Origin of the sequence: Thermoplasma acidophilum DSM 1728 (assembly GCF_000195915.1) — an archaeon.
In the GTDB taxonomy this organism is placed as follows: Archaea; Thermoplasmatota; Thermoplasmata; order Thermoplasmatales; family Thermoplasmataceae; genus Thermoplasma; species Thermoplasma acidophilum.
In genome coordinates, this window is record NC_002578.1 from 90,101 (window position 1) to 107,298 (window position 17,198).

19 protein-coding genes are annotated in these 17,198 nt (G+C 46.4%); 12 read left to right on the top strand and 7 right to left on the bottom strand.

The genetic code is table 11. The features are described 5' to 3' along the window. The first annotated feature begins 62 nt into the window (after positions 1-62). Positions 63-566: a CopD family protein gene (locus tag TA_RS00480; RefSeq protein ID WP_010900521.1), complete on the top strand. Its 504-nt coding sequence runs from the start codon at positions 63-65 to the stop codon at positions 564-566. Here the strand turns inward: TA_RS00480 and TA_RS00485 are convergent. Then, positions 563-853: a DUF5611 family protein gene (locus tag TA_RS00485; protein ID WP_010900522.1), complete on the bottom strand. Its 291-nt coding sequence runs from the start codon at positions 851-853 to the stop codon at positions 563-565. The two genes, TA_RS00480 and TA_RS00485, sit on opposite strands and share 4 nt — an antisense overlap. After that, on the bottom strand, positions 854-1,879 hold the full coding sequence (locus TA_RS00490; RefSeq protein WP_010900523.1) for a TIM barrel protein: 1,026 nt from the start codon (positions 1,877-1,879) through the stop codon (positions 854-856). It abuts the gene before it with no gap. A 213-nt stretch (positions 1,880-2,092) separates the two neighbouring features. Between TA_RS00490 and dnaG the strand changes: the two genes are divergently transcribed. From dnaG to TA_RS00510, 4 genes are all read left to right on the top strand, one after another. Then, entirely contained in the window at positions 2,093-3,397 is a 1,305-nt protein-coding gene (gene dnaG / locus TA_RS00495) for a DNA primase DnaG (RefSeq protein ID WP_010900524.1), read from the top strand. Then, the gene (locus tag TA_RS00500; protein WP_010900525.1) at positions 3,379-4,860 is read left to right on the top strand and encodes a Lon protease family protein; all 1,482 of its coding nucleotides are present in this window, start codon (positions 3,379-3,381) and stop codon (positions 4,858-4,860) included. Before dnaG ends, TA_RS00500 begins: the two co-directional genes overlap by 19 nt. 93 nt (positions 4,861-4,953) lie before the next feature. After that, a complete protein-coding gene (gene hisS, locus TA_RS00505; protein ID WP_010900526.1) occupies positions 4,954-6,234 on the top strand; it encodes a histidine--tRNA ligase in 1,281 nt (426 codons plus the stop codon). Positions 6,235-6,284: 50 nt separating this feature from the next. Continuing rightward, positions 6,285-6,476 (top strand): hypothetical protein, encoded by a 192-nt coding sequence (locus TA_RS00510; RefSeq protein ID WP_010900527.1) that lies wholly within the window; start codon positions 6,285-6,287, stop codon positions 6,474-6,476. On the opposite strand, the gene TA_RS00515 is transcribed toward TA_RS00510, so the two are convergent. From TA_RS00515 to TA_RS00530, 4 genes are read right to left on the bottom strand one after another with little or no spacing between them, the layout of a single operon-like run. Then, complete coding sequence (locus TA_RS00515; protein ID WP_010900528.1) at positions 6,473-6,994, bottom strand: ZPR1 zinc finger domain-containing protein; 522 nt, start codon at positions 6,992-6,994, stop codon at positions 6,473-6,475. The two genes, TA_RS00510 and TA_RS00515, sit on opposite strands and share 4 nt — an antisense overlap. Then, positions 6,995-8,041, bottom strand: coding sequence for a type 2 isopentenyl-diphosphate Delta-isomerase (gene fni / locus TA_RS00520; RefSeq protein ID WP_010900529.1), 1,047 nt, complete (start codon positions 8,039-8,041; stop codon positions 6,995-6,997). Then, positions 8,038-8,775, bottom strand: coding sequence for an isopentenyl phosphate kinase (locus tag TA_RS00525; protein ID WP_010900530.1), 738 nt, complete (start codon positions 8,773-8,775; stop codon positions 8,038-8,040). Before TA_RS00525 ends, fni begins: the two co-directional genes overlap by 4 nt. Continuing rightward, complete coding sequence (locus TA_RS00530; protein WP_010900531.1) at positions 8,772-9,302, bottom strand: GNAT family N-acetyltransferase; 531 nt, start codon at positions 9,300-9,302, stop codon at positions 8,772-8,774. Before TA_RS00530 ends, TA_RS00525 begins: the two co-directional genes overlap by 4 nt. 90 nt (positions 9,303-9,392) lie before the next feature. Between TA_RS00530 and TA_RS00535 the strand changes: the two genes are divergently transcribed. From TA_RS00535 to pth2, 4 genes are all read left to right on the top strand, one after another. Continuing rightward, the gene (locus TA_RS00535) at positions 9,393-10,178 is read left to right on the top strand and encodes an MBL fold metallo-hydrolase (RefSeq protein WP_010900532.1); all 786 of its coding nucleotides are present in this window, start codon (positions 9,393-9,395) and stop codon (positions 10,176-10,178) included. Positions 10,179-10,266: 88 nt separating this feature from the next. Beyond that, positions 10,267-10,851, top strand: coding sequence for a helix-turn-helix domain-containing protein (locus tag TA_RS00540; RefSeq protein ID WP_010900533.1), 585 nt, complete (start codon positions 10,267-10,269; stop codon positions 10,849-10,851). Between the two features lie 95 nt (positions 10,852-10,946). Continuing rightward, entirely contained in the window at positions 10,947-11,498 is a 552-nt protein-coding gene (locus TA_RS00545) for a CDP-2,3-bis-(O-geranylgeranyl)-sn-glycerol synthase (protein WP_241761852.1), read from the top strand. Further along, the gene (gene pth2, locus TA_RS00550) at positions 11,492-11,845 is read left to right on the top strand and encodes a peptidyl-tRNA hydrolase Pth2 (protein ID WP_010900535.1); all 354 of its coding nucleotides are present in this window, start codon (positions 11,492-11,494) and stop codon (positions 11,843-11,845) included. Before TA_RS00545 ends, pth2 begins: the two co-directional genes overlap by 7 nt. Positions 11,846-12,166: 321 nt before the next feature. On the opposite strand, the gene TA_RS07935 is transcribed toward pth2, so the two are convergent. Further along, a complete protein-coding gene (locus TA_RS07935; protein WP_156778452.1) occupies positions 12,167-12,355 on the bottom strand; it encodes a hypothetical protein in 189 nt (62 codons plus the stop codon). A gap of 112 nt (positions 12,356-12,467) precedes the next feature. Here TA_RS07935 and TA_RS00555 point away from each other — a divergent pair, with 112 nt between their 5' ends. From TA_RS00555 to acnA, 3 genes are all read left to right on the top strand, one after another. Continuing rightward, positions 12,468-13,430, top strand: a complete 963-nt coding sequence (locus TA_RS00555) for a phosphate signaling complex PhoU family protein (RefSeq protein ID WP_010900537.1) — start codon at positions 12,468-12,470, stop codon at positions 13,428-13,430. A gap of 129 nt (positions 13,431-13,559) precedes the next feature. Beyond that, positions 13,560-14,291, top strand: a complete 732-nt coding sequence (locus tag TA_RS00560; protein WP_010900538.1) for a hypothetical protein — start codon at positions 13,560-13,562, stop codon at positions 14,289-14,291. 181 nt (positions 14,292-14,472) lie between these two features. Further along, positions 14,473-17,112, top strand: coding sequence for an aconitate hydratase AcnA (acnA, locus tag TA_RS00565; protein WP_010900539.1), 2,640 nt, complete (start codon positions 14,473-14,475; stop codon positions 17,110-17,112). Positions 17,113-17,198 lie beyond the last annotated feature (86 nt).

Below are 17,198 nucleotides of genomic sequence, written 5' to 3' on the forward strand. Positions count from 1 at the left end.
CTTTATGATCGAAATTCGCAGATAAGCCAACAGTAATTTATACAAGTTAAAAATTGAAGCGTATGAGTATAATAGGAATTCTGCTCGCAGTATTGATCATTCATGTCTTTGCTGCCATGATCTTCATAGGCGGATCCCTCTTCATATGGTTCATAGTATGGCCCGCATCCTACAAGGCGGCATCTGATGAGAGCCAGAGGACAAAGATTGTCGGCATAATAGGGCGGTACTTTGGATGGTGGACGGACGCCACGGTTGCCATTCTGCTGGTCACTGGTACTTATCTTGGCTACGAATATATAGGCGGAAATTTCTCACTCCTCACAACAACAATCGGTGGAGAGATACTGCTCTATAAGGTGATCATAGTGTGGATCACCATCGTTCTGATGTATGCAAACAACATATATCATGGTAAACTCATAATGCGCCTGGCCGCAGAGAAGAAATATGATGAGATGAAGAGGATAAGGAAGATCACCCACACCGCTTCATTCATAACTCTGGGATTGCTCCTGGTGATAATGGGGCTGGCGGTTGCACTGCAGTTCTTTATGCCATCCTAATCCTTTGTCATCATTTTTTTTCTTTCTTTTGCTGAATAGCCGGTCAGCTTCTCTATGAAGTCGTTATATGTCCTGACCACGGCGAGCTTATCGGCATCGCTATCATAATCACCTGTATTGACCAGTATTTTCCTCTTATCGGGCTTTATTTCAATCCTAGAAATGCCGGGTATAGAAGCAATGATTAGGTCTCCCTCAGATTTCACGTCGAATCCAAGTTCAGAGATCTTCCTTTTTATAGAATCATAATCTGTTGGGAAACCCTTCTTGACGGGATACTCTCTCATTCAATCACCTGAAACCGGTTTTTCCGTCACCTTCCTTCTCTGCATCTTCTTGAAATAGGATCTCACATAGATTATCTGCATGTACTGGGCATCATGCTCCAGCAGGGGAGAAGACGAAATTATGGTCATGTCATCCTGGTAATCTATAAGATATTCTGACAGCGTTTCGAACTTCAGGGTTCCGTGCTTTATGGCAGTAAGCCTGCGCTCCTCGTTGCCTATAAATTCCACACCGGAAAATTCAGTGTACAGATCGTATTTCGCATACTTCTTGAAGTCGTTTATGATGCTTTCGAAATCCTTTATTTCTACCAGAGATCCGCCGGTTATCGCATGCACATGGGCGAAATTGAGTATCGGTTCTATATTTATTCTTCTGGCAAGTTCCAGCACCTCTTTAGGTGTTCCAAAGACCTCCTGCTTGCCAGACGTTTCTACACCTATATATGGATAACCATTGTCTGGCGAGAATTCGTTCAGAATGTCTGAATAAACATCGGCAAATTTGTTCAGACTGTCCTTTTTGCTGCCATGGTAGAATCCGGAATGTGTCACGACCCTCCTTGCGCCAAGGTATTTTCCCAAGATGAGCGTCCATCTCAAGTGGTTTATTGATTTCTCAGCTATATCCGGCGAACCGATCATGTCCATATAATAGGGTGCATGCATGGAGAGTGTGACGTCCAGTTCCTTTGCAAGTTCTCCCCCGGTTTGAAGCTCGTCGTAATTTCTGGCCATATTCCAGAAGAGCTCCTGCACTATGTCATCCTCCTCTATTTCGGTATCTATACCCACGCTTCTGTAATTTCCGTCTTCATCCTGCCTGAGAACATCTATTATTATAGAATCTTCCACGTCCTGGGGCCTGAGGCCGGTATACTCTTCAGCTGAGTTCTCCTGCACATTGACACGCAGGAGCTGTACCTCCAATGCGTTTAGGCCAAGATTATGTGTTTCTTCAACCGAATCTATAAAAGTTCTTCCCTTGCTTGTGAGGGGGATCCCAGCAATACCGAATCTTATCATGTATAACCTTAATATTGCTATTTAATTGACCTATAAATATCTGACCATCATCGTATCAATGCGCAAAAACAGGTAATCGGTCGGACACATATATTGTATTTCACCTGTGTGTTGTGTGATAGAATACATTATATATCATTTATGCATTTGTTAATTTGATGCCGATTTTAGGTGGTAATGTTAATATCATTATCATTCAAAAAGGTGATATGGATGAACGTAGATCCAAACTTAACAAAATACATGATCAAGGCGAAGATATATACCGATGGGGTGGTTGAAAAACCAGATGTGGTTGGTGCAATATTTGGTCAGACTGAAGGTTTACTTGGGGACGATCTGGATCTAAGAGATCTCCAGAAGAGCGGGAAGATCGGAAGGATCGAGGTCGAGATAGACAGTAAAAAGGGCAGAACAGAGGGTTATGCCCTGATACCTTCTGGTCTTGATCAGGTTGAAACAGCCATTCTGGCAGCAGCCCTTGAGACCATAGACAGGATAGGCCCATGCAAGGCCAAGGTTGAGATAGCCAATGTCGAGGACGTCAGGGTTCAGAAGAGGCAGAAGATAATCGAAAGGGCTAAGAAGATATACCAGGATATGAACAGCAAGGGCGATGACCTCAGTGAAAGTCTTGTCAAGAGTGTAAGGGAAGAAGTAGAGAAATCTGAGATAATCTCCTATGGCGAGGAAAAGCTTCCAGCCGGCCCAGCGATAAACGATTCCGATTCGATAATCGTAGTAGAGGGCAGGAACGACGTGCTGAACCTTCTGAAATACGGAATAAAGAATACCATAGCTGTTCAGGGCACAAACATACCTGAAACGGTAAAGAAGCTATCAAAGGAAAGAACGGTAACTGTATTTCTCGATGGCGACAGGGGAGGCGATCTGATACTTAAGGAGATGCTTCAGGTTGCAGAGGCGGATTTCGTGGCGAGGGCCCCACCTGGCACAGAGGTAGAGGAACTGACTTACAAGCAGATCGTAAAAGCGCTGAGGTACAAGACCCCAATAGATCAGTATCTGTCAATGCACGGAATGAACGATGAACTCAAGGAATACTCCCAGAGGAACAATCTTGTTTTCGGTTCACAGCCAAACAACAACCATGAGGCCAAGGCGGAGGTCATAGAAGAGCCTCCGGAACAGCCCCCTAAGAACGAGGAGATACGTGAAGAGCAGTCGCAGCAGGTGACAGTGCAGAAGGAGGGATTTCTAGACCTGCTGAATCCCCATGAGGTGTCAAAGAGGATAGAGGCTCTAGCCCAGCTCAAGATGACAGAAGTATACGATTCAAACGGAGAGAGGATCTTTTCCTTTCCTGTTTCGGAGGCTGTGGAGAGGATATCTCAGGATCCTAGGGGCAACACGATCGTCACCGGAGGCATAATTTCACAGAGACTCATAGATGTCTCCTACAACGCTGGGATAAAGAATATATACGGGCTCAAATTAGGGCACATAACGAAGAAGCCCGTTGATATAAACGTGATAGCATGGGAACGTTCTTTGTAGATTTTTATAATGAGTATCCGGACACATCTTACATAAAGATACCAACAAACCCGCTAGATAGGGTGATAGGCCAGGACGATGCCGTAAAGATAGCCATGGTTGCCGCGAAGCAGAGAAGGCATCTCTTGCTAGTAGGGCCGCCAGGCGTTGGAAAATCAATGATAGCACAGGCCATGTCGTTCTACATAGACAGGCCGACCGAGGAGATAAGAGTTGTACACAATCCGCAGTACCCTGAAAGGCCATTTGTGGAGATAAAAACCAGGGAAGAGGTCATGGCCGAACGCGAGGAGGAGACATCAACATCAGGTATAATAATTGACCCGAAGGATGCCCCAACCAGCGTAGCCGAACGCCTTGGATACAGATGCAGCAAATGCGGCTTTTACTCTTCACCATCAGATGCAGTATGCCCCAACTGCAACTCACCGAAGATACAGATGGGCACTCAGGGCCCATTCGGAGATGTATTCAACGTCATAGGGGCGGCGTTCGGAGTGCAGAACAACCTTGATAAGGTAACGCTCACGAGACGCAATGGGGATCATGATGAAATCATCGTATACGAAAGGTACAACGACAAGATACGCGTACTTGATGAGAAGACGCTTGAAAGGCGCAGACGGCTGGAGAAGAAGAGTCCAAGCAAGACGATAGTGCCCATAGACAGGAACCCGTTTGTGCTTGCGACGGGTGCGAGCGAAACCGAGCTCCTGGGAGATGTAAGGCACGATCCCTACGGCGGGCATCCGCAGCTTGGGACGCTTCCATATGAAAGGGTGATTGCAGGTGCTGTCCACGAAGCGCATCAGGGTGTCCTCTTCATAGACGAGATCACGCATCTTGGAAACCTGCAGCGGTATATTCTCACAGCCATGCAGGAAAAAACATTTCCAATAACAGGCAGGAATCCGCAGAGCGCAGGTGCCAGCGTGAGGGTGGACAAGGTCCCGGCAGATTTCATACTTGTGGCAGCGTGCAATATAAACGATCTGCCCTACATACTCAGTCCGTTGAGATCAAGAATAGTGGGAAACGGATACGAGATCCTCATGAAGACCACGATGAAGGATACGGACGAAAACAGGATGAAGTATCTGCAGTTCATATCGCAGGAGATAACCATGGATGGAAAGATACCCCATATGACCATGGAGGCTGCGGAGCTGATCATCGAAGAGGGAAAGAAGAGGGCGAGGATCATAGACAAGAAGAACAACGAACTCACGTTGAGGCTCAGGGAACTCGGTGGTCTGATTAGGGCGGCCGGTGATATAGCAGTGTTCAAGGGCAATAAGCTCATTGAGAAAGAGGACGTCGAGGAAGCCATAAAGCTGTATGTGCCTGTTGAAGAGAAGATAACCAAGGAGTACGGCAGCATGGCGGCAGCCTATTCGTCCGAGAACACAACGTCGCAGAAGGATTTCTACAACTACAACCTTGACGACAGATCATACGAATGATCTGTAGAACTCATTTTTAACAATTCAATAACCTGCATTTAGTTCCTATCGAAATAAAAATCAATATATACTGTCCCACAATTTTATCAGAAGGTGTACCGATTGCAGATAGAAAAAATACGTGGATTCAGAGATTTTTATCCAGAGGACATGGATGTTGAGAAGTTCATATTCAAAACGGCAGAGGAGGCTGCAGAGGCATTCGGTTTCAGGCGAATAGACTTTCCAAGTCTTGAGTATCTTGATCTTTACCGGATTAAGTCCGGAGAAGAGCTGTTGCAGCAGACGTATTCATTCGTTGATAAGGGAGGCAGGGAGGTTACCCTGATACCGGAGGCAACGCCGTCAACGGTCAGGATGGTTACGTCAAGGAAGGATCTGCAGAGGCCGCTTCGCTGGTACAGCTTTCCCAAGGTATGGCGCTATGAGGAACCGCAGGCCGGCAGGTACAGGGAGCACTATCAGTTCAATGCAGACATATTCGGAAGCGATAGCCCCGAGGCCGATGCAGAGGTGATCGCACTTGCTTCATCGATACTCGACAGACTGGGTCTCCAGGATATTTACGAGATCAGGATAAACAGCAGAAAGATCATGGAAGAGATCATAGGCGGCATGACCTCATCAGATCCGTTCTCAGTTTTCTCCATAATCGATCGATATCACAAAATAAGCCGTGAAGAGTTTGTTGATCAGCTCAGATCCGCAGGAATAGGGGAGGACGGCGTATCAATGATAGCCGATCTTTGTTCTGGTACACGCGGCATTGATGAAATGGCAAGGATAACGGGAAAGAGCAGCGAGGAGATAGCCAGGATGGCTGCGGTTGAGGATCTCCTCGCTTCATATGGCGTCAAGAACGTACGCTATGACTTTTCAATAGTGCGCGGCCTTTCGTATTACACGGGCATCGTGTTCGAAGCGTATGATCGATCCGGGCAGTTCAGGGCCATACTGGGTGGCGGAAGATACGACAACCTTGCTTCTCTCATGTCAGGAGAATCGGTTCCAGCTGTTGGCTTCGGCATGGGCGACGCTGTGATATCACTGCTGCTGAAGAGGGAAAACGTGCAGATACCGAGGGAGAAGAAATCGGTATACATATGCAGGGTCGGTAAGATCAATTCCAGCATAATGAATGAGTATTCCAGAAAGCTCAGGGAAAGGGGAATGAACGTTACTGTGGAGATAATGGAACGTGGGCTTTCGGCGCAGTTGAAGTATGCTTCAGCGATAGGGGCGGATTTCGCCGTAATATTTGGGGAACGCGACCTGGAAAGGGGCGTCGTGACGATCAGGAATATGTATACCGGATCGCAGGAAAATGTGGGGCTCGACTCCGTCGTGGAACATCTGATTTCACAGGCAACGTGAACTGGAAGGAAATGAAAAAACTTTAAATATTTTCTAATTCTCGGAGGCTCATGGATCCAGTACTGGAATTGTTCAAGGAAAACCCAGATGTGTACCTGACTGAAGAGCAGATCCTGTCTGTGACTGGCCTGAAGGATCTCGATAGGAAGCTTCAGGAGCTGGTAAAGGCCGGTAAACTGGTCAGGATAGAAACAAACAAGAAGAGCGGTAAGAAGATCTATTACGGCCTTAAACAGAATTAGTCCATGGATTCAACCATGGCCTTATCGCTGTGAACTACACTTTTTCCAGATTCGTCCATTATTATCAATGTGAAGGATTCAAATTTTCCGTTTATTATTCCGTCTATGCGCTTTCTCAGGCTGGCTATTTTCTTATTATTCTGGTCATCCGCGGCAAGCAGGTCAAGTTTCTCTCCAATTCTGTAAATTATTCCCTCTATAGTTGTGATCTCTCCGTTTGAGTATTCCGCGGAATCTATGGATGCCTCCATCTCAGGTATGTATACGTCAGCCCTCCTCGATCTGTACACTATTATTCTAAGATCGTCAGGGTTCTCAATCCTTATGGTTATCTTCTTCGGATCACGCTTCTCATCCGAATAGACCTCTGTTTTCCTGTATCCGCACTCCTTGCAGAAATAGGTGTAAATGGAAATCTTGCCCTCATAGGGTATCTCCGTATCATACATGATCAGGTAAAGATTGGCCTCACATACTGGGCACTCCATTTCCGTCTCAATCTCCCTAGGCACATCCATCTACTTTGCCTCCAGCCATGACCTCAGTGGATCAACGATAACCTTTTTAGTAAATTTAAGTTCATAAACATTTTTATTTCCAGTAAGAAACAGAGCAACACGGAATTCACGCTGTATCAGCTCTATATTCTTCATAAGCATCTCTGGGTCGGTATCGGCATCCTTGAGCAGGCTTCTGGCGAATCCACCGGCGGTTGCTCCCATGGCTATGGCCTTGGCCAGATCTAGGCCATTTCTCAGACCGCCGCTGCCGATCACTGGCGCAAGGTCGCTGCAGTAATAAACGGAAGCGGGCGATGGAATACCCCAGTTCCAGAACGTTTCGCCTATCCTCATCTTCTCCAGATTGTTCTCCTTCCTGGCCCTGTAATACTCAACAGCGGCAAATGTGGTTCCGCTGACACCTGATACCTCTATCGCCTTCACGCCCGCATCGATCAGTCTCTCTGCAGTTCTCCTGCTGAAACCGCTTCCGGTCTCCTTTGCTATTATGTTGAACGATCCTGAAAGATCCTTTATGCGATCTATAACGCCCTTGGAATTTCGATCACCCTCAGGCTGAACCATCTCCTGCAAAAAGTTGAAGTGTACAGCGAGGAAATCAGCCTTTATGAGATCGTATATATATGCTATGTCCCTGTTGGACACCGCATCCTTGTCCTGCCTCACAAGCTGCGGCGCACCTATATTGGCAATCTTCAGTGGCACATGGCTCTCATTTATGACGGAATAGGTATCTTCGATGCTTCGGTCAACAATGGCTGCCCGCATGCTTCCAACGCCCATGCCTATGCCGAACCTCTCCGCCGCAACAGCGAGGTTCCTGTTTATATTTTTCGCTATCTCAGCGCCACCGGTCATTGATGAAATGATCATGGGGAATTTCAGTTTTTTTCCAAGGAAATCCACCGAGGTGTCGATCTCATCGTAATTGACCTCAGGGTCAGCCTCGTGCATCAGGCTGATGTCATCCCAGAAGTTGTGAAATGAAGATACATCCTCATTTTCCGCTATTCTTATATGTTCTTCCTTCCTCTTTCCTATCATCTTATCACCGTACCTATGAATGATTCCTTTCCAATGTCTCCGATCCTCTCTGGATGGTTCCCGTTGATCAGGTAAACTCCGTTTTTCACGCTGCTCTTCATCTTCACCATGGATTCGAACTTCTTCCCTATACCGCCGGTAACATCGTTCTGCACCCGATCGAAGGTGATATTTGTATCTATATCCCTGAGAAGCACCGCATCAGGATTTCTCTTCGGATCCTTGCTGTAGATGCCATCAACATCGGTAAGGAATACAGCTACATCTGGTTTCAGCAGTTCTGCCATGTCGGCCATTATGTCGTCTCCAGAGTATATACCATATGAATGTTCATCCTTTATATATACGTCACCGTATGATACAGGAACAAAACCAGCATCTATGTACCTGATAAGAGGGGTGTAATCGAAGCGGCCGTCATAGCGCAGGGCGCTTATTGGCACGGATATCGGTCGCATGCCCATCTCTATCATTGCATCGATGACCATGAGATCAAGATTCTCCATGTCTCTGTGAACTATGCTGTATCCAATGCTGGATCTTGGGTTCTTTGGGCCTGGCAGTCCAAATTCCATCGCCTTTATATGGCCGAAGGAACCGCCGCCGTGAACCACGCACACCAGATCCTCGATTCCGGATAGAACCTTAACTATGCTCCTTATGGCGTACGTCCTGGCAGTCCGGTAAGCGGATTTATCGGTGATCACGCTTCCGCCTATCTTCAGTATCATCATCTGTTCAGCCTTGCGAATTTTATGAAATCGTAGTACTTCCTGCCAATTCTAATGGCATCCTCTTCGCGCCCCTCTATTCTGAAGCCATTTCGCATCAGCACCACCATTGACGCATAGTTGAATTCAACTACGGATGTATACAGCCTGTGTATCTTAATTTCCGTGGAATATTTGACAACGAGGTGAAGGGCCTCAGTTGCTATTCCCCTGCCTCTGAATTTCCTTCCCACCCAGTAGCCGACGTGAGCGTTGCTATCCGTTCTATTTATCTCACTGAGGCCAATGACTCCTGCTGGCCTGCCATCGAATTTAATCAGAAAATCAATGCGGAATATCTCGTTTCCATAGGATCGCTGAGATTCAATGAAGAATATTGCATCTTCCCGTGTATAAGGATATGGAAATGAATGGCTGCCTATGCTTCTGACCAGGCTTCTGTCATTGGCCAGTTCAGCTATGTCATCGGCATAGCCTATGTCGATCGGCTCCTCGATCTCGAGGTTCATCCTGGCGGATCTGATCTTCATCGTGACACGAAAACACGCGTCTTTAAAAAGTTGGTGCATCACAGAGAACCGCTTCGGCAAACCTTTAATTCGATGTAGCGATATTATCGCATGTCCGGCCTGACATTGGAGATACTGAATGACGGGTACTTTTACCTTGATGCCGGTGCTATATTCGGGGTCATACCGAAAGCTATCTGGTCTAGAACGATCAAGGATGAGGATAACACGATAAAGCTTGCAACAAACGTGGTTTATGCCCATGGGGATGACATCTCATTTCTCATAGACAGTGGCCTTGGGAATAATTTCAGTGAGAAGTTTCAGAAGATATATAAAATAGAAAAAAGCAGCGATATACTCGATTACATAAAGAAGCACGGTGATCCGGATTCTGTCACGATGATCATAAACTCTCATCTGCACTTTGACCACGTTGGCCATAATAGTGATTTCAGAAACGCTTACACATACGCCCAGTCATTGGAGTTCAGGGATCTCAGGTACAGGAATGCCGTGACGAAGGCAAACTATACTATACGATACTCAGATTTAAAGCGAAAGATTGCGATCAGCGGATCCAGGAGGATCGGTAAGTACGTCACAGTAATAAAGACTGGCGGCCATACGCCAGGCCATCAGGTCATTCTCGTGAACACCGGCAGTACCAGACTCATGTACCTCGGCGATCTGGTTCCGTCGACCTTCCATCTCAAGCTGCCCTACAGGACAGCCATAGATATTGAGCCGCTGAAGACGGTTCAGATGAAGAAGATACTCATAAAGAAGGCTATAAGGGATGGCTACGTATGCGTTTTCAACCATGATCCGGAAACTCCTGCCGCTTTGCTTCACGGAGATTATGAGAATCCGACATTTGAAAAGGTTGAGATGTGATCTGTACGCACGTTTATGCGTGATTATATTTTATGCACCTTTTTATTACTTCAGGTAATATTATTATATTTATTCGTGATGTAGCTCCATGGAAATGATGCCCAACATTGAAGAGCTCAGAAAGATGCGGAAGAATCTTGGGATAAGCCAGAAGGATCTGGCCAAGGTAACGGGCGTAAGTCAGTCATACATAGCGAGGCTGGAGAAGGGCACGATCAATCCGACATATTCTAAGATAAAGGCGATATACGAATACCTGACGAAGTCCAGTGAGAAGGCCAGCACCATGGTGCTGACGTGCGACAGGATAATGACCAGGAATGTTGTTGTATGCAGATCAGATGAGTCCATACTTAATGCACTCAACATAATGAGGGACAAGGGCTTTTCCCAGCTACCTGTCGTTAATGAGGAGAATAAGGTTATCGGTACGATAGCTGAGAACAACATAAACGACATGCTGCTGAAGGGCATGAGCATCGATTCACTCAGAGGGCTCACCGTAAGGAGAGTGATGAGCGATGTCCTGCCACAGGTTGACAGAAATACACCTGTAAATATAATCTACCAGCTTCTCAAATATTCAAATGCCGTTCTGGTGATAGAAGCTGGAAATCTTGTGGGCATAATTACGAAGGCAGACATTCTGAAGACCGTTGCAGGCATGATCTGATCAGCACCTATTTTCTTGGCGAAGGAAATAGTGAGAAGCGCAGGTGCTAGCCTGAATATGGGAAATTTATTAAATATCTGTAGATTAGCCAGCTATTGAATGAGATAGTATCCGTTGTGCAGTCCATCATACTGTTCATACCCGCGCTGATAGCCAATTCCGGTGCGGTTATCACGGGAGGGCATTTCATAATAGATAGAGGAAAAAAATTCATCGATGGCCGCAGGATACTCGGAAATGGCAAGACGTTGAGCGGATACGCAGGCGGCATTGCAATAGGCACGGTAACCGGCTTCATCATTTATCTGATATCTACATTATTCAATTATGCCCTGGGAACATACGGAACGTTGGCTGAGGCGATCATCATACCCTTCATAATGGCCACAGGATCCCTGACTGGCGATATAGCCGGTTCATTCGTGAAAAGGAGGATCGGCATAGATCGTGGCGGCAAGGGAGGCCTCCTAGATCAGTGGCCATTTGCCCTCATGGCCTTTCTCTTCCTATATATATTCGAAAGGCCGTTTTTTATGTATCATTACTTCTATGTGACCATGATAGTGATACTGGTTATTGTACCGCCGATACACCGGGCTGTCAATATAATAGGATACAAGATGCATAAGAAGGATGTGCCATGGTAAAGAAAATGGTGATAGCAGTCAGAAAGGATCTGGACATGGGAAAGGGCAAGATCGCCGCTCAGGTTGCGCACGCAGCCGTCACATGTGCTATAAGATCCATGAAGATAAACAGGGACGTCTTCAACGAATGGTATGATGAAGGGCAGCGCAAGATAGTGGTAAAGGTAAACGATCTTGACGAAATAATGGAGATCAAGCGCATGGCAGATTCCATGGGCATAGTCAATGAAATTGTCCAGGATAGAGGTTATACCCAGGTTGAGCCCGGAACGATAACATGCATAGGCCTTGGGCCGGACGAAGAGGAAAAACTTGATAAGATAACAGGAAAATACAAGCTCTTATAAGATCATGCATCGCAGAGAGGCTAGTTCATTCATCCCATCAATTTATAAGAAAGTTAGAGGTTTAGGGGATGCAGTAAAACTCCCATCTTCAGCGATGGGATACACGGACTTCCCCAAATAGAGGAGTTTATAATGTCAATGCAGATATTAAAAAATACAGCTGGTGTGATCCGAATTTACGCCTATGGTATATCTCGACGGGATATCTAAATCATAAAGGTATTGGTCGCGTGTCGTTGAATCAGGAAGAAGATCCAAAGCTTCAGCTGAGGAGTAGCTCACTGTATGCTATAAATGCTTTTACGCAGGAGGAACGAGACTTCATTCTCTCCTGTTGAGGATCGCTAGGAGCTGCGCCTTCCTCTGCATCAGCACTTCATATTCGTGCTTATCATAGCCCTGTTCTGGCCTGTTCTGATGTATCTGCTGTAGCCTCTCGTTGACGTATGATAGTTCGGCCTGAGCCTTCATGATAGTCTGCATGTCCGCCATGGTATCACAGGATGTCATCAAAAAAATCGATATATAATTTTCCAGCCAATGAACGAACAACCCCAATCAAGCCAAGATGCTATATATACTGATATGGAAAACCTTTTATTAATATATATGATAAATAGTCATGGAACGTGTGACGAGAAAGGTGCAGGTAACAGGTGGATCAACGTACATTATATCGCTTCCACCGGAATGGATCAAGAGGAACAATATAGGCAAGGGCAGTGAGGTTTCTGTCATCGATCAGGGCAGCGATCTCGTAGTGACCGCTCCGGAAAACAGTGAACCCGAGATCACCAAAAAAATAACGCTTCCTGGATCATACACGGGAAAACCCCTGCAGAGGCTTCTCACTTCAACTTATATATCTGGATTTGACACGCTTGTCGTTGTCTCAAAGGATAAAATGACGGCGGAGATGAGAGACGATATAAAGCGCTTTGCCAAGGTAGTAATGGGAATAGAGGTTATCGAAGAAACATCCAGGAGCATAGTGCTCCAGAACGTGCTCAATGCCAGTACTTTTCCGCTTCAGAAGGCCATCAGGAGGATGTCTCTGAATGTATCCACGATGATAGAGGACACGATCAAGGCGATACAGGATGAAGATGATGATCTTGTCGAAAACATCATACTCAGGGACGATGAGGTTGACAGATATCAGTGGTACATATACCGTGAGGTCAAGATAAGGTGCAGGGACGACAGATCAAACGTCTACATACTTGTTCTTTCAAGGATACTGGAGAGAATAGCCGATCATGCTGTCAATATATGCCAGGCCATTAAAAACAGGAAGGGAATAAAGGGAAAAGAGAAGATGGTGGAGAACCTGGCATATTCAAAGGATGTCTACAACCAGGCTATGGAGACATTCTATTCAAAGAACTTCGGGGAGATAGACGGCATTATAAACAGGAAGAGCGAGATAACGTCAAGAAAGTACGAACTCCTTAAGATCCTCAGCTATGATTCGGTCCTCAGCTCCGTAGCCGAGGAGATCTCAAGGATCGGCCTTTACGGTACGGATATAGCAGAACTGGCCATGGATCTGATAATGTCCGATAAGGATGAATTCTCGGTCTGATCATATGCAATCCTTGCAAAATTGCCTGACCCGCATTTCTTGAATAAAATTTGTTCATTGTAATGCAAATTTTGCGGGCAGTGAACAAGCGCTCAACTTTAAATAGGTCTTTTGCGGTAATCCCCCATTATGCCTGTAAATGCTAAAATCAGAAAGTACAGCGCGGTATTCATCCTCATCGTGGTTGCGCTGCTGGCTTACGGCCTTGGATACCTTGTATCATACTTCGAGAGCCTTTTCCTACTTGTATTTCTGGTTCCGATAATAATACTCGTGCTGATGCACTATCTTGGCCTCTACGGGCTGAAGAAGAGGCTGCTCTATGGCGTTGTCATAGTTTTTCTGGCTGCGGTCCTCATCGCATCAGCGGAGGCCCAGGTTTATTATTCAACTGATCATCCAGTTTCGGCATCGTATACAACACCCGCAGGTTCGATCACAGCCACCGCAAGCGTGAAGCCATTCTCCGGCAATTTCCCAGCCTACAACTTCTCGCTTGATATAAGCAATTACAAGGATCTTAAGGATCTCAATTTCAGCTTGCGTATAGCTTCTCCAGGATACGTATACAACGTAACTAACAATATGCTGAAAAATTACACATCGGGCGATCAGATGGTCGTCTACTATGTTGCATCGCCCGGTTCGCTCCCACTCGGCATATACAATTACACCTTTACGTTCTACAATTACACTCTTGCAGCCCCCGGTCCGATAAATGCACCGCTGAGCACATGGTTATCTGACAGCGTGTTTTCAGTGACGATACTGTATTTCATCTATTACGAAATAATACTGCTCGCTGGAATATTCCTCATGAGGTCCATTGAGCATTCAAGATCCTACATGGCCAAAAAATAAGGATGCCCATCGGTTTGCCTTGCCAAGGTCTTCACTTTCATGGAGCGAAATATCATAGGATCAATGGTTATGGGTATCCTTTGATCATCTACAATATTTTCGGATCATGCAATGATGAATGCGGATTATGCATCATTGTTTTGAAACGAAAAGGTATAATCTCATCTAGCTATATCTTATTATGGTAGAAATAAAGACAGATTCTTTTGAAGTGAACGGAAAGAAGGTTTACTATTATCCACTGAGGAAGATCTTCGGTGAAAAGGTGAACAGCCTCCCAAGATCCCTGAGGATAATACTAGAGTCGATGGTCAGGAATCTGGATGGAAGATCAATTTCAGATAGCGACATAAATGCCATTCTCAACTGGAATGCGGAGAATGTTGCCGATACCGAGATAAGGTTCAAGGTCTCACGTGTGGTCATGCAGGATTTCACAGGTGTGCCTGCAGTTGTTGATCTTGCCTCGATGAGGGATACCGTCAAGAATCTTGGAAAGGACCCAGAGCTCATAAATCCTCAGGTGAGGGTGGATCTTGTAATAGATCATTCGGTTCAGGTTGATTATTACGGGGAAACGTTCGCCCTGGAGAAGAATGAGGAATTAGAATTTGACAGGAATATGGAGAGGTACAGGTTCCTCAAGTGGGCACAGAAGGCTTTCAAGAACTTCAAAGTCATACCGCCAGGTACCGGTATAATACACCAGGTCAATCTTGAATATCTGGCAGAGGTCGTTTTCGAAGGAAAAAAGGATGGTAAAGATTACGCTTACTTCGATTCGCTTGTGGGCACGGACTCACACACAACCATGATAAACGGCATAGGCGTACTGGGCTGGGGTGTCGGCGGAATAGAGGCAGAAGCTGCATTGCTCGGCCAGCCAATAACGATATCCCTGCCTGAGGTCATCGGCGTTCGGATCAAGGGAAAGATGCAACCGGGCGTAACAGCTACGGATGTTGTCTTAACAGTCACCGAGATGCTCAGAAAGGTCAACGTTGTGGACAAGTTCGTTGAGTTCTTCGGGCCATCCGTGAAATATTTATCCGTGCCTGAGAGGGCAACGATATCAAACATGTGCCCTGAGTTCGGTGCAACGTGCGCACTGTTCCCGATAGACGATCAGACGCTGCAGTATCTGGAGACGACTGGAAGGCCAAAGGATCACATAGATCTGATAAAGAAATATCTGGAGGCGCAGGGGCTTTTCGGAGAGGGCGCAGAACCGAAGTACACAAGGGTGATAGAACTAGACCTGTCCACCGTCAAGCCCAGTGTGGCCGGCCCAAAGCTCCCTCAGCAGAGGCTGGATCTCGATCAGGTTCCGGCAAGCTTCCTCTCCACGCTCGAACAGAACGGAGGCGACCGCCTGGTTACGCTGCGTAAAGTCCCACTCAAGATGAAGGGCCAAAACCTAGAACTGTCGGATGGAGATATAGTTATAGCAGCCATAACCAGCTGCACCAACACAAGCAATCCATACGTGATGATAGCTGCTGGGCTGCTTGCCAAGAAGGCTGTGGAAGCTGGCCTGAAGGTGAATCCAAAAGTCAAGACAAGCCTGGCCCCAGGATCGCGCGTCGTTACGGATTACCTGACTGAATCCGGACTCCTATCATACCTTGAGAAGCTTGGCTTCTATATAGTCGGATATGGATGCACAACCTGCATAGGAAACAGCGGTCCGCTGGATCAGGATCTGGGTAACGCAATAGTCAACAACAATCTCAGCGTGGTATCTGTGCTTTCTGGGAACCGCAACTTCGAGGCCAGAATACACAAGGACGTAAAGGCAAACTACCTAATGTCACCTCCGCTTGTGGTCGCATACGCACTGGCCGGAAACATAACCGTTAACCTCAACAAGGATCCGATAGCGACGGTAGGTGGAAAGAAGGTCTACCTGAAGGATATATGGCCCACTAACGAAGAGATCAATGAGGCTGTAAACAAATACGTCAGGAAGGACATGTTCGAGAAGAGGTATGGAAACATAACCAATGAGAGATGGGAAAAGATAGATGCACCTTCATCCCCAACCTATGCCTGGGATCCAAAGAGCACATACATAAGGAACCCGCCGTTCTTCGAGAATTTCAGGCTGGATCAGGAGTTCACAGATTTCCGCATCAAGGGTGCCTATCCACTGCTCGTCCTCGGAGATTCGATTACAACGGATCACATATCCCCTGCAGGATCCATAGCAAAGGACAGCCCCGCCGCCAAATACCTGATTGAGAACGGCGTCAAGCCAGAGGATTTCAACTCGTATGGATCCAGGCGCGGAAACCATGAGGTCATGATGAGGGGTACGTTCGCAAACGTCAGGATAAAAAACCTCATGGTGAAGAGAGAGGGAGGATACACATTATTCGTACCAGAGAACAAGGAGATGTCCGTTTACGATGCTGCCATGCAGTACAAGAAGATGGGCATACCGGTTGTCGTCATAGCTGGCAAGGAATACGGTACCGGAAGCTCCAGAGACTGGGCAGCGAAGGGCACATACCTTCTGGGAGTGAAGGCCGTCATAGCAAAGAGCTACGAGAGGATACATCGCAGCAACCTCGTTGGAATGGGTGTGATACCCATCGAGTACGAAGGCTTCAATCCGCAGGATATCGATTATACAAAGACAATAGACGTTGACATAGGGAGCATCGATCCGGGATCGAAGGCAAAGATTACCTATACGGACAAGAAGGGTGAGAAACACACCATCGATGTGAGGCTCAGGGTAGATACGCCAGCTGAATCGGATTACATAAAAAGTGGCGGTATACTGCAATATTCGCTCAAAAAGATACTGGCCTCATGATTTTTTTTCAATTTTTAGGGCCTTTAGCCTTAATCGAACAATTTTTTAATTTTTATTGTACATCAGGCAATTGCCAGAATTGTACG

Excerpts from the sequence above, each read along its gene's own strand:
- TA_RS00500 (WP_010900525.1), top strand. The coding sequence starts at position 3,379 with ATGGGAACGTTCTTTGTAGATTTTTATAATGAGTATCCGGACACATCT.
- TA_RS00560 (WP_010900538.1), top strand. The coding sequence starts at position 13,560 with ATGCCTGTAAATGCTAAAATCAGAAAGTACAGCGCGGTATTCATCCTC.
- TA_RS00540 (WP_010900533.1), top strand. The coding sequence starts at position 10,267 with ATGGAAATGATGCCCAACATTGAAGAGCTCAGAAAGATGCGGAAGAAT.
- TA_RS00510 (WP_010900527.1), top strand. The coding sequence starts at position 6,285 with ATGGATCCAGTACTGGAATTGTTCAAGGAAAACCCAGATGTGTACCTG.
- TA_RS00535 (WP_010900532.1), top strand. The coding sequence starts at position 9,393 with ATGTCCGGCCTGACATTGGAGATACTGAATGACGGGTACTTTTACCTT.
- TA_RS00480 (WP_010900521.1), top strand. The coding sequence starts at position 63 with ATGAGTATAATAGGAATTCTGCTCGCAGTATTGATCATTCATGTCTTT.
- TA_RS00555 (WP_010900537.1), top strand. The coding sequence starts at position 12,468 with ATGGAACGTGTGACGAGAAAGGTGCAGGTAACAGGTGGATCAACGTAC.
- TA_RS00485 (WP_010900522.1), bottom strand. The coding sequence starts at position 853 with ATGAGAGAGTATCCCGTCAAGAAGGGTTTCCCAACAGATTATGATTCT.
- acnA (WP_010900539.1), top strand. The coding sequence starts at position 14,473 with ATGGTAGAAATAAAGACAGATTCTTTTGAAGTGAACGGAAAGAAGGTT.
- TA_RS00530 (WP_010900531.1), bottom strand. The coding sequence starts at position 9,302 with ATGAAGATCAGATCCGCCAGGATGAACCTCGAGATCGAGGAGCCGATC.
- dnaG (WP_010900524.1), top strand. The coding sequence starts at position 2,093 with ATGAACGTAGATCCAAACTTAACAAAATACATGATCAAGGCGAAGATA.
- fni (WP_010900529.1), bottom strand. The coding sequence starts at position 8,041 with ATGATAGGAAAGAGGAAGGAAGAACATATAAGAATAGCGGAAAATGAG.
- TA_RS00490 (WP_010900523.1), bottom strand. The coding sequence starts at position 1,879 with ATGATAAGATTCGGTATTGCTGGGATCCCCCTCACAAGCAAGGGAAGA.
- pth2 (WP_010900535.1), top strand. The coding sequence starts at position 11,492 with ATGGTAAAGAAAATGGTGATAGCAGTCAGAAAGGATCTGGACATGGGA.
- TA_RS07935 (WP_156778452.1), bottom strand. The coding sequence starts at position 12,355 with ATGACATCCTGTGATACCATGGCGGACATGCAGACTATCATGAAGGCT.
- TA_RS00525 (WP_010900530.1), bottom strand. The coding sequence starts at position 8,775 with ATGATGATACTGAAGATAGGCGGAAGCGTGATCACCGATAAATCCGCT.
- TA_RS00515 (WP_010900528.1), bottom strand. The coding sequence starts at position 6,994 with ATGGATGTGCCTAGGGAGATTGAGACGGAAATGGAGTGCCCAGTATGT.